The organism is Pseudomonas sp. B33.4 (assembly GCF_034555375.1).
Lineage (GTDB): Bacteria > Pseudomonadota > Gammaproteobacteria > Pseudomonadales > Pseudomonadaceae > Aquipseudomonas.
Genome location: NZ_CP140706.1, coordinates 2,811,290 through 2,823,087 on the forward strand (window position 1 = coordinate 2,811,290; position 11,798 = coordinate 2,823,087).

Sequence of the window (11,798 nt, forward strand, 5' to 3'; positions counted from 1 at the left end):
TTTCCTCTGTAGGAGTGAGCCTGCTCGCGATAGCGGTGTGTCAGTCAGCACATCAACATCTGGAAAACCGCTATCGCGAGCAGGCTCACTCCTACATTGGATTTGTGACAACCCCAAGCCATCCGGTAAACCCCGGACGCTGAATTGAAAAACACCCCTCGTTTCCCACCGCGCCCTGATCGCGGCGGAGACGAACTCAAATAAATGATTCGAGGGGAAACAACCATGTTGCGTGCAGCACTCGCCGGTCTGGTACTGGCTTCGTTCACTGTGTCGGCCTCGGCCGAAACCATCCGCATCGCCATCGGCACCCAGGACACCACCATCAACTGCGCCGCTGGCGGTCTGTTGATTCGTGAACTTGGCCTGCTCGACAAATACCTGCCCCACGACGGCGCCTACCAAGACGCGAAGTACGACGTGCAGTGGAAGAACTTCACCAGCGGCGCGCCGCTGACCAACGAGATGGTCGCCGGCAAACTCGACTTCGGCGCCATGGCCGATTTCCCCGGTGCGTTCAACGGCGTCGCGTTTGAAACCGCCGGCAAACACAGCCTGTTCATCAGCGTGCTGTCGGGGAGCATAAAGGGCAGCGGCAACGGTATTGTTGTACCGAGCGCGTCCAGCGTGCAGTCGCTGAGCGAACTCAAGGGCAAGACGATTTCCGTACCGTTTGCCTCCACTGCGCACGGCATGTTGCTGCGTGCGGTGGCGGAACAGGGTTGGGATCCGCTCAAGGACGTCAACATCATCGCTCAGCCGCCGGAAGTCGCCGGCTCGGCGTTGCAGGCCGGCAAGATCGACGCTCACGCCGATTTTGTGCCGTTCGCCGAACTGTTCCCGAGCCGGGGCTTCGCCCGCAAGATCTATGACGGCGCCCAGGCCAATGCGCCGACGTTCCATGGTGCGCTGGTTGATCAGGCGTATGCGAAGAAGTACCCGGAGGTCGTCGTTGCGTACCTGCGCGCGAGCATCGAGGCCAATCAGCTGCTCGCTGCCGAGCCTGAAAAGTACAGCGAGCTGATCGCCAAAGTCACTGGTGTCGATGCCGAAGTGAATTACCTGTTCCACGGCCCGCTTGGCGTGCAGACCCGCGACCTGAGCTGGAAGCCGGAATATCGTCAGGCAGTCGGCACGGCGATCGACACGTTGAAATTGCTGAAGAAAGCTGATCGCGGGCTCGATCTGAACAGCTTCATTGATGATCAGTACATCCGTGAGGCGTTCAAGGCTTCGAATCTGGATTACACGGCGCAATTGGCCAATTACGCGCAGACGCCGCTGAAAGCCACGGATACGGCGACCGGTAAAGCGATTACCGACTTCAGCCATGTCGCGGAAATCTGGGTGCGGGGTGAGGACAAGGTGCGCCAATACGCTTCAGCGGAAGAGGCGTTCACTGCGCTCGCCGCGTTGAAGCAGGAAGGCAAAAACGTTCGGGCGGTGTATGCGCAGGCCAGTGACAGCGGGATCAAGTTGCTGGCGGAGCAGGCGTGGTTTGCCAGTGATGGCAAGGGGCGGTTGAGTGCGTTTTTGCTTAAGGGGCAGGCTCAGCAATTTGCCTCGGCGCAGGGTGGCAAGGTTTTCGATTTTACGGATGCCACTGCCCAGGCTGTTGCTGCGCGCTGATTGAAGATCAACAGCCCCTCACCCTAGCCCTCTCCCAGAGGGAGAGGGGACTGACCGCGGTGTTTGGGCGAGGTACGCCGACCTGAAATATCGAGCCGAACTCAGGTTTTGAAAAGACTCTATCGAGCCGAACTCAGGTTTTGAAAAGCATGAAGATCGGCTCCCTTTCCCCCTCGCCCCCCTGGGGGAGAGGGCTGGGGTGAGGGGGTAGATCTCAGCCATCACACAGCTCCACAACCGGAAACCCGCTCCATGAAAACACCCACCCTACGCTGGACATCAAGAGCCGCCTCACTGCTGCTCTGCTTGCTGTTCTGGCAACTCGCCGCCAGCCACCACTGGAACCTCGGCCTGGTCACCTTCGCCAACGTGCCAACACCCTTGGCGGTGATCGAAGCCGCGCTTGGCCTGGGCGACTCCGGCAAGCTCCTGCAACACCTCACCGCCAGCCTCAGCCGCGTCTTCGCCGGCTACCTCGCTGCGCTGGTGATCGGCATCGCCCTGGGCCTCGCCATCGGCCGCTCGAAATGGGCCGAAGACCTGCTGCTGCCACCGCTCGAAGTCCTGCGCCCAATCCCCGCCGTCGCCTGGATCCCGCTGGCGATCCTGATGTTCCCGTCCTCTGAATTGTCGATGGTCTTCATCACCTTCACCGGCGCACTGTTCCCGATCCTGCTCAACACCGTGCACGGCGTCGAAGGCGTCGATCCGCGCCTGATCGCCTCAGCGAAAAGCCTCGGAGCAGGGCGCCGCGCAATCCTGCTCGAAGTGATCCTGCCCGGTGCCGCGCCGAGCATCATCACCGGTCTGGCGATCGGCATGGGCACTTCATGGTTCTGCCTGGTGACGGCAGAAATGATCTCCGGCCAGTTCGGCATCGGTTACTACACCTGGGAGTCCTACACCATTCAGAACTACGCCGACATCGTCGTCGGCATGCTCTTGATCGGTGTGTTGGGCATGGGCAGCAGTCTGCTGATCAAACGCCTGGGCGGGTTGTTCACGCCCTGGCATCGACCGCGAGGAAAAGCCTGATGAGCGTGATGCAAACCTCGGAAGGACGGATCGATATTCGCCAACTTTCCATCGTCCTCGGCCACGGTCGGGAAGCGTTCGAAGCGGTGCGCGAACTCGATTGCCAGATCGAACCGGGCCAGTTCGTCTGTATTCTCGGCCCGTCCGGTTGCGGCAAATCGACCTTGCTCGGTGCATTGGCCGGGCATCTGAGTGCGCACGCTGGCAGCCTGAAAGTCGATGGCGCGGCGGTATCTGGCCCGTCACCGCAGCGCGGCATGGTGTTCCAGCATCACACGCTGTTCCCGTGGCGCACGGTGCGTGACAACGTTGCGTTCGGCCTGAAGATGCGTGGCATCGGCAAGGCCGAACGGCATCGCGCCGCCGATGACATCCTCACACTGGTCGGCCTCGAAGGCTTTGCCGAACGCTGGCCCGATCAGCTTTCCGGCGGTATGCAGCAACGCGTGGAAATCGCCCGTGTGCTGGTCAATCGTCCGCGCCTGTTGTTGATGGACGAACCGTTCGGCGCGCTGGATGCGCTGACCCGTCTGAACATGCAGGAACTGCTGCTGGACATCTGGACGCGCATCCGCACCACCGTGGTCTTCGTCACTCACGACATTGACGAGGCGCTGTTTCTCGCCGACCGCTTGCTGGTGATGAGCGCACGGCCGGGGCGCATCATCGAAGACTTGCGTCTGGATTTTGCCCGACCGCGCACCAGCGAACTGGTCACCAGTCCCGAGTTCTCCCGACTCAAACGCCACTGCCTCGACCTGCTGCGCCACGACAATGACCAACCGCTGCCGCGCCTCAATCCGCTCGGCCTGCCTCCCGAAAACCCTTTGCCGCGATTTGCCCTATGACCTCTATTTTTGCTGTGACCGATAACCAAGACATTCTCGATCTGCAACCGCGCCTGACTGCTGAAGACGCTGGTGTGCGGCGTATTGCGCTGATTGATCTGGCGGATCTGGAAGAGCCGGATGGCTTGCTCTGGCTGGTCGATCGCCTCGGCCAGGATCCCGCTGAAGACGTCCGCGCTGAAGCCGCGTGGTTGCTGGAAGCCTGGGAAGATGAGGCCGTCGTGCAAGCCTTGTGTGAAGCCTTGACCGACCCGTCGCCCGCCGTGCAATCGGCCGCCGCGCAGAGCCTGAGCTTGCTCAAAACCGAAGCGGCGGGGCGGGTGATTCTGCCGTGGACTGATCATGCCGACGTCAGTGTGCGTATCGCTGCGTTCCGTGCCTTGCGTGAGTTGCGTTTCGCCGACGCCGCGCCGGCTGCGGTTTCGGCGCTGAACGATGCCGACGCCAGCGTTCGTCGTGAAGCCGTGGGCGTGCTCGGCTGGCTCAAGCAACTCGACGCTTTACCCGCCCTGGCACGATTGGCCAGCGCAGACCCGGACACCGAGGTCCGCCGCGCGGCTACCGGTGCTTTGGGCCTGGCCTCCAGCGCCGAAGTCCTCCCGGCCCTGCGCCAGGCCTTGCAGGACGACGCCTGGCAAGTGCGCGAAGAAGCCGCGACGACCTTGGGCAAGGTCGGCCACATTGACGCGGGCTCAGCGCTGGTCGAAGCCTTGAGCGATGACTACTGGCAAGTACGCTTGCGTGCCACCCGCAGCCTTGGTCGTTTGCAATTTGCCCCGGCACTGGACGCGCTGATCGACACACTCGGCCATCGCATCAGCAACCTGCGCAAGGAAGCCGCACTGGCCTTGGGCGAACTGAATGATCGCGGCGCCGTGGCCGCATTGCAGTCCGCACAGGACGACGGCGACCCGGAAGTGCGCAAAGCCGTGCGCATCGCCCTGAGTCAGTTGCAATGAACCCGCTGTCGGTGGGGAATTCGCAGAGCGAAGGGACGCTACGATTGAGTTGGCCGGACGGCCGCGAACAACAGCTGAATCACGCCGAACTGCGCCGCCAGTGCCCGTGCTCGCAATGCCGCGCGTTTCGCCTGAAAGGCCTGACGCCGCTGGTGGATGACCGCGTGCGCCTGATCGAACTCAACCCGCAGGGCTATGGCGTGCAACTGGTGTTCAGCGACGGCCACCAGCGCGGCATCTACCCGTGGGCTTATCTGGCAAACCTCAACCCTTGACCCGACAAATATCCAAATGTGGGAGCGAGCCTGCTCGCGAATGCGGTGGTTCATTCAGCCTTGATGGCGACTGATACGCCGCCTTCGCGAGCAGGCTCGCTCCCACAGGGGGTTGTGTCATTCCCAGGTTACTGGGCGGCCGTCATTGAGGGCCGGCAGCCATGGAAAATATCCAGCCCCGGCTGATACAACGAGGTCTTCACCTCAAACAACCCCAGCACCGAGTGAAACAGGTTGTCATGGCTCAAATCCGTCTGCCCGGTCTTGCCTTGCAGGCAGCCGCGATCAATCCCTTCGCTGGCGAGCGTGCCATTGCCGAACCACATCACCATCGGCACGTGCGTCTGCGCTTCCGGCGCCAGCGCATACGGCGCCGCATGCAGATACAGGCCATTCTCGCCGAGCGATTCACCGTGATCGGAGACATACACCATCGAGGTGTCCAGCGAATCCTGATTGTGTTTGAGCAGCTCGATGACCTTGGCGAGGAAATGGTCGGTGTAGAGAATCGTGTTGTCGTACACGTTCACCAGTTCATCGCGGCTGCAACTGCCCAACTGGTTGGTGTGGCAGATCGGTTTGAAGCGTTCCATGTCTTGCGGATAGCGCTCGTAGTACTCGGGGCCATGGCTGCCGTCCGCATGCAGGACGATGATCGCGTGGCCCTTGAGGCTGTCGATGTAGCTTTGCAGGTCCGCCAGCAGGGCTTCGTCGAGGCAGTTGTTGCCGTCGCAGAACGGCCCCGGCTGATTCTTTGAAATATCGCGATGTGGCACGCGCAGGCAGGTGCCTTTGCAGTCGCTGTTGTTGTCCAGCCACAGCACTTGCACGCCGGCGCGCTGGAGGATGTCGAGCAGGCCTTCGTAGGTTTTGCCTTTCTTGTCGCTGTAATCCTTGCGCGGGAACATCGCGAACATGCACGGCACCGAGACCGCCGTCGACGTACCGCAGGAGTGCACCTGGGTGAAATTGAGGATGTCCTGCTTGCTCAGTTCGGGGTTGGTCTCGCGTTCATAGCCGTTCAGCGAGAAATGATCGGCGCGGGCGGTTTCACCGACTACAAACACCATCAGTGATTTCTTCTCGCGGCTGGCAGCCTTGGCGCTCATCACTGCGTCTTCGCCAATGGCCTGCACCACGAAGTGCTTTTTGATGCCCAAGCGTTGCTTGGTGTACTTGCTGATCGCGTAGATGTAGTTGGTCGGGTTGATGAAGTGGGTGAGTTTGTCTTCTTCGCGAAAGATCGGCGCGTAGGTCGAATAGAAGGTGCCCACTGACGCGGCGATCACCAGCACACAGACGATGATCACCAGAATCTTGTTGAGCAAGCCGCGAAAGAACGGCCGATAACTCACCGGCCAGCGCCAGATCAGCACTGCCGGCAACACGCCGAGCAGCAGCACGTAAGCCAGCAGCTTGCCGTTAAACAGCGCGGTGGCTTCGGCGGGGTTGGTTTCGAAGACGTTCTGGATCATCACCGTGTCGATGGTGATGCCGTATTCGTTCATGAAATACGCGGCGCAAGCCGAGAGCAGGGCGACCACGGTGAGTACCGGTTTCAGTGTCCAGCGAAACGACACCAGGGTCAGCAGCAAAGTGATCGCGGCCCACAGAAACAGCCCGAACGAAGCAAAGAACGCTACTTTGTGCGCGCCTTGCAGGGTGATCAGCGTACCCAACGCTTTCCAGGTCGCCAGGTTGTACAACGCCACCAGCGCCAGGGAAAACAGCAGCACCAGTCGGGTAGGAGTGATGGACGGTAAACGCAGTCCGTTGCCCAAAGCCATGTCAAACATCCCTCTACATGAAGAGAAAAACCACGCGGTTGCGCGGGTAACTGTAGAAGAGCATTAGTAAAAAATTCGTAAACATCCTGTAACAACTACCTGCTGGCTCACCCCTATCAAAACTGTGGGAGCGAGCCTGCTCGCGAAAGCGGAGGAACAGCCAACATCAATTTTGCCTGACACACCGCCTTCGCGAGCAGGCTCGCTCCCACAGATGGTCAGCGTTTTTTCAGAAAGATTTGCTGACGCTGGCGACGACGGTGGCGGTGCAGACGTCTTTGAAACCCCAATTGCTCAGACATTGGGTTTGTGAGAGATCGGTATCGATATAACTCAACCCCAACACCACCCCCGCCAGATTGTGGGTGACTTTGACTTCCCATTCGCGGTACGAGTCCTCAGCGCTGCCGGACGCCGAGTACAAATGCGCATCCTTGAAATCCATATTGCCGTATCGCAACTTCAAGCCTGAGTCGAACGGCAACTCGGTTTCATAGCTGACATAGCTGTACAGCGAACTCTGCTTGCTATCGATCCCCGGCGCATCGCTGGAGTAATACGCCGCCAGTTTCACCCCATAAACCCCGAGAATCCCGTAGACCTCGCTCTGGTTGAACTGGCTTTCCTTGGGGTAGGCGTACTTGATGTAACCCAGATCGAGGCTGACATCCTCGGTCGCTTGCCACAGCCAGCCGCCGTAGTAATCGACTTCCTGGCGGGTTTTCAGACCGCCGCCGAAACCGACGTTGGAACTCCAGGCGCCGAGGTACAGACCGCTGCTGTGGGCGAGGGTCAGACCGGCCTGCACGGCAGGGTCGTTTTGCGTTTGCGAGATGCCGCGAGTGCGGTAATCGCTGGCCAGGGTCAGGTCGACCAACAGCGCAAAGTCATCGTTCAAGGGGATCGCAAAACTGCTCAAGGGCAGCACGCTCAAGAAACTCAGGGCGAACAGGGGCAAGGCTTTCATGTGAAGTCCCGATGTTGTGATTTTTATGGGGGCAGGAAGTAAACCTGTAGGAGCTGCCGAAGGCTGCGATCTTTTGATCTTGGTTTTTTAAAATCAAAGTCAAAAGATCGCAGCCTTCGGCAGCTCCTACAGGGGGAGCAGTGTTGTTATTGGATGGCGGTGTAGACCTGACGGCCGCCGAACCAGGTCTGCAGAACCTGGGTGTCATGCAGGGCTTTGTTGTCGACGCTGAACACGTCGCGGTCGAGGACGATAAAGTCAGCCTGTTTGCCCGGCGTCAGCGAGCCGATCTGCTTCTCCAGACCAATCGTCCGCGCCGCATTAACGGTGTAGGCATAGAACATGGTGTCGCGATCCAGACGCTCGTCGGCATTGAGCACGCCCAACGGGCCGACGCGGGTGATCGCCTGCGCCATGGCGTTGAACGGGTTTGGCGAAGACACCGGCCAGTCACTCGCACCGGCAATCGTCGCGCCCTGTTTCAACAGCGAATGCGCCGGGTACTGGTAGCGGAAGGCGAGGGCGCTGACGTAGGGCTTGATCATGTCGGTGGTGTAGTCGTCGGCGCTGGCCCACAGCAATTGCATTGAGGCGATGACATTGAGCGGTTTGAAGCGGGCGAACTCTTGCGGGTTGACCATTTGCAGGTGAGTGATCGAGTGGGTCACGCCGCTCTGACGATCCTTGCGCGCCTGAGCAATGCCGTTCAGCGATTCCCGCACCGCACGGTCGCCGATCGCGTGGATGTGCACCAGCCAGCCGCGCTGGTCGATGGCGCTGACCAGTTCGCCGAAATGCTGCGGATCGATCAGCAGTTCGCCCTGTTTGTGCGAGTTGCTGTACGGATCGATCATCGCCGCACTCTGCGCCGGGAATTCAATCACGCCGTCGGCGAAGATCTTGATTCCGGGCAGGGTCAGGTTGGGAATGCCCTGAAATTGCTGGCGCACCTTGTCCAGCGTGTCGAGGTCGGCGGGTACGCTTCTCGGGTTGGCCACCAGCAACGCGGCGACGTGGACGCTCATGTCGCCGCTTTCCGACAGCGCTTTATAAGCCGGCAGCACGCCGACGGTTTTCTCGGTCGGTTTGAGCGCGAACACCGCTTCGCCCGGTGCGGCGTTGGCGGCCGGGTCCATCCACGCGGTGATGCCGAGGCTGTTGTTGTAGCGCACTGCGGATTTGGCGGCGTTCAACATGTCGGCGGGGCTTGGCACCGGCATTTTCGAGGCGACCCGGTCCCATCCGGCGTCGACCACAAAGCCATTCGGCTCACCGTTGGCCAGTTTGCCGATGGTGTCTTTTTCCGCGTCGGGCAGGGTTTTCAGCAGCGTGGCGTCGATACCGGCGCGCTTGAGCATGACGTTGTTGGCCCACGCGGTGTGGTGGTCGCTGCCGATGAACACCACCGGCACATTGGCCCATTCACCGCTGTTGAAGGTTTTGCCGAGTGCCTCGGCTTGCGCCCAGTAAGCCGAACTCATGCCGGCAATGCTCAGCACATCACCGTGTTTCGCTGTGCCGTCTTCACGCCAGTCGCGCAGGCGTTTTTGCAGCTCGTCGAGAGCGACGACTTCGTCTTCCATGTTCGCCGAGACCATTTCCAGTCCGCCGAAAATCGCGTGGGAGTGGCTGTCGATCAGGCCGGGCATCAGCGCTTTGCCCTTGAGGTCGATCACTTGGGTGCCGGGTTCGATCAAGGCTTTGATCTGCGCGTCGGTGCCGACTTTCAGCACTTTGCCGTTTTCTACGGCCAAGGCTTGCACCTTGGGTTGAGCGCGATCGGCAGTGAAAATCTTGCCGTTGAGCAGGATCAGATCAGGTGCTGCCATGGCTTCCATCGAGGCAAAACTTACAGCGGCTACCAACAGACTCGGGATGAATCTTTTCATTGAAGATTTCCTTGTTATTGCGTCTGATGGCGAGATTAGTGGCTGGCAGCGGCTGACAGAACGCCTCCCTCACGAAAAACGTTTTTGCCTGAATGGAAAAAGCATGGACAAGTTGGGCGCATTGAAAATGTTCGTGGTCACCGCGCAGCTCGGCAGTTTCAGCCGCGCCGCCGAGCAATTGGGCAAAACCCCGTCGGCGCTGACCAAAGCGGTCAATCACCTGGAAGCGGAGCTGGGTGCGCGGCTGTTTGAACGCAGTACTCGGCGGATTCTGTTGACCGAAATCGGCCGTGTGTATCTGGAAACCGCGCGGCTGGTGTTGCAACGGCTCGATGAGGCCAGTGAGGAAATCGAGCAGTTGCAGCACGGCTTGCGCGGCAGCCTGAAAATCACCGCACCGCTGGCGTATGGGCGGGCGTTTCTCGATCAGGTGTGTGACGGCTTTTTGCAGCAATACCCGCAGATCAGCCTGCAAGTGGACCTGTGCGATGCGTTCGTCAATCTGCTGGAAAGTGGCTACGACCTGGCGCTGCGTGAGGGCCATTATGATTTGCCGGGGCTGATTGCGCGAGTGGTGGGCAGCAATCGTCTGGCTCTGTGCGGCAGCCCGGAGTACCTGGCGCGCAAGGGCTTGCCGGTGAATCCGCAGACCCTCGAAGAGCATGAATGGCTGCTCTATCAGCATCCGTTGCTCAGCCGCGAGTTCTGGTGGGCCGAGCGTGACGGGCAGCGTTTGAGTCTGGCGCAACCGACGGCGCCGCTGTTACGCAGTGACAATTACGATCTGTTGCTGGCCAGTGCCTTGGCCGGACGCGGTTTGCTGCACACGCCGCTGTGGAGCGCCGCGCCGTACATTGCCGACGGGCGACTGGTGCGGGTCATGGCCGACTATGAGATCGACCCGGACACCTTTGGCCCGCACATCCTGGCGGTGTATCCGAGTCATCGACGGGCCACGGCGAAAGTCGTTGCCTTCATCGATTACATCGCAGCATTTCTCGCCTAACGTGGGTTGAGCTGACGCTACAACCCCTGTAGGAGCTGCCGAAGGCTGCGATCTTTTGATCTTGCCCTTAAAAAACAACATCAAAAGATCGCAGCCTTCGGCAGCTCCTACGTCGGCTTAGGCCGACTGGCGGCGCTTGTCAGGAAAATCCTACAGGAGTACAAATGTACTCCATGACCAATCTGACTCCCCGCCGTACCGCCATCCTGACGTTTATCCGCGATCGCATCGCCGAACACGGTCAGCCCCCAAGCCTCGCTGAAATCAGCGAGGCTTTTGGTTTTGCCTCGCGCAGCGTGGCGCGCAAGCACGTGCTCGCGCTCACCGAAGCCGGTTTTATCGAGGTCAATCCGCATCAGGCCCGTGGCATTCGCCTGCTCGGGCAACCGCCACGCCCGGAACTGCTCGACATCCCCGTGCTGGGCCGCGTCGCTGCCGGTGCGCCGATCGGCGCCGATGCCGACATCCATAGCCGCTTGCTGCTCGACCCGGCGCTGTTCTCGCGCACACCCGATTACATGCTGCGGGTGCAGGGCGATTCGATGATCGAGGACGGCATTCTCGACGGCGATCTGGTCGGCGTGCGGCGCAATCCCGAGGCGCTCAATGGCCAGATTGTCGTGGCGCGGCTCGACGGTGAAGTCACCATCAAACGCTTCGAACGGCTCGGCGATGAAGTGCGCCTGTTGCCGCGCAACCCGGCGTATCGGCCGATTGTCGTGCGCGACGATCAGGACCTGGCCATCGAAGGCGTGTTCTGTGGTCTGGTGAGGCAAGGCTGATGGGCGCCGTCGTTGCGTTGGATACGCTGTTCAATGGCGGCCAGGTCTGGAAGGGCCGGCCTGCGCCACCCGCTGCCAGTCCGCAACCGACCGGGCATGCGGCGCTGGACGCGGCACTGCCCAGCGGCGGCTGGCCGGAAGCGGCGCTGAGCGAAATCCTTTTGGCCGGCCCCGGTGTCGGTGAGCTGCAACTGGTTTGGCCAACGCTGGCGCGGTTATCGGCGGCGGGCGAGCGCATCGTGCTGGTGGCGCCGCCATTCGTGCCGTACCCGCAGGCGTGGGCGAACGCCGGGGTCGATCTGCGTCAGTTGTCGGTGATTCAGGCCAGTGAGCGCGATGCCTTGTGGGCGGCGGAACAGTGTTTGCGTTCGGGCAGTTGCGGCGCGGTGCTGTGCTGGCCGCACAAGGCCGATGACCGCGCGTTGCGACGTTTGCAGGTGGCGGCGGAAACCGGCCAGACCCTGGCATTTGCCTGGCGGCCGCTGAGTGAAGCGGTCAACCCGTCACCGGCGGCGTTACGCATCGCCATCGACGCCAAGCCTGCGCAGTTGCGCGTGCTCAAGTGCCGTGGCGGATTGGCGCGCACGGCGCCGATTGCCTTTGCCGTGGGTCACTGAGGTC

At 60.9% G+C, this 11,798-nt stretch carries 11 protein-coding genes; 8 read left to right on the forward strand and 3 right to left on the reverse strand.

The window, feature by feature from the left end:
• Nucleotides 1-225 precede the first annotated feature (225 nt).
• The 5 genes from U6037_RS12390 to U6037_RS12410 all read left to right on the forward strand — a co-directional run bounded on the left by U6037_RS12390 (nucleotide 226) and on the right by U6037_RS12410 (nucleotide 4,746).
• On the forward strand, nucleotides 226-1,629 hold the full coding sequence (locus U6037_RS12390) for an ABC transporter substrate-binding protein (protein WP_322846952.1): 1,404 nt from the start codon (nucleotides 226-228) through the stop codon (nucleotides 1,627-1,629).
• 252 nt (nucleotides 1,630-1,881) lie between these two features.
• Complete coding sequence (locus U6037_RS12395) at nucleotides 1,882-2,664, forward strand: ABC transporter permease (RefSeq protein WP_322846953.1); 783 nt, start codon at nucleotides 1,882-1,884, stop codon at nucleotides 2,662-2,664.
• Nucleotides 2,664-3,512, forward strand: coding sequence for an ABC transporter ATP-binding protein (locus U6037_RS12400; protein ID WP_322846954.1), 849 nt, complete (start codon nucleotides 2,664-2,666; stop codon nucleotides 3,510-3,512). Before U6037_RS12395 ends, U6037_RS12400 begins: the two co-directional genes overlap by 1 nt.
• Nucleotides 3,509-4,471 carry a HEAT repeat domain-containing protein gene (locus U6037_RS12405; protein WP_322846955.1) on the forward strand — a complete coding sequence of 321 codons (963 nt, stop codon included), beginning with the start codon at nucleotides 3,509-3,511 and terminating at the stop codon, nucleotides 4,469-4,471. Before U6037_RS12400 ends, U6037_RS12405 begins: the two co-directional genes overlap by 4 nt.
• Nucleotides 4,468-4,746: a DUF971 domain-containing protein gene (locus U6037_RS12410; protein WP_322846956.1), complete on the forward strand. Its 279-nt coding sequence runs from the start codon at nucleotides 4,468-4,470 to the stop codon at nucleotides 4,744-4,746. The genes U6037_RS12405 and U6037_RS12410 overlap by 4 nt, the downstream gene beginning before the upstream one ends.
• 128 nt (nucleotides 4,747-4,874) lie before the next feature.
• Here the strand turns inward: U6037_RS12410 and U6037_RS12415 are convergent, their stop codons facing one another.
• The 3 genes from U6037_RS12415 to U6037_RS12425 form a co-directional block, all read right to left on the reverse strand.
• Nucleotides 4,875-6,533, reverse strand: a complete 1,659-nt coding sequence (locus U6037_RS12415; protein WP_322846957.1) for a phosphoethanolamine--lipid A transferase — start codon at nucleotides 6,531-6,533, stop codon at nucleotides 4,875-4,877.
• Between the two features lie 229 nt (nucleotides 6,534-6,762).
• Nucleotides 6,763-7,500, reverse strand: a complete 738-nt coding sequence (locus tag U6037_RS12420) for a TorF family putative porin (RefSeq protein ID WP_322846958.1) — start codon at nucleotides 7,498-7,500, stop codon at nucleotides 6,763-6,765.
• 146 nt (nucleotides 7,501-7,646) lie between these two features.
• Nucleotides 7,647-9,389, reverse strand: coding sequence for an amidohydrolase (locus tag U6037_RS12425; protein WP_322846959.1), 1,743 nt, complete (start codon nucleotides 9,387-9,389; stop codon nucleotides 7,647-7,649).
• A gap of 103 nt (nucleotides 9,390-9,492) precedes the next feature.
• On the opposite strand from U6037_RS12425, the gene U6037_RS12430 reads away from it, so the two are divergent.
• The 3 genes from U6037_RS12430 (at nucleotide 9,493) to imuA (ending at nucleotide 11,794) form a co-directional block, all read left to right on the forward strand.
• Nucleotides 9,493-10,395, forward strand: coding sequence for a LysR family transcriptional regulator (locus tag U6037_RS12430; RefSeq protein WP_322846960.1), 903 nt, complete (start codon nucleotides 9,493-9,495; stop codon nucleotides 10,393-10,395).
• Between the two features lie 164 nt (nucleotides 10,396-10,559).
• Nucleotides 10,560-11,177 (forward strand): transcriptional repressor LexA, encoded by a 618-nt coding sequence (lexA, locus tag U6037_RS12435; protein WP_064120653.1) that lies wholly within the window; start codon nucleotides 10,560-10,562, stop codon nucleotides 11,175-11,177.
• Nucleotides 11,177-11,794, forward strand: a complete 618-nt coding sequence (gene imuA, locus U6037_RS12440; protein WP_122600346.1) for a translesion DNA synthesis-associated protein ImuA — start codon at nucleotides 11,177-11,179, stop codon at nucleotides 11,792-11,794. The genes lexA and imuA overlap by 1 nt, the downstream gene beginning before the upstream one ends.
• Nucleotides 11,795-11,798: the final 4 nt, after the last annotated feature.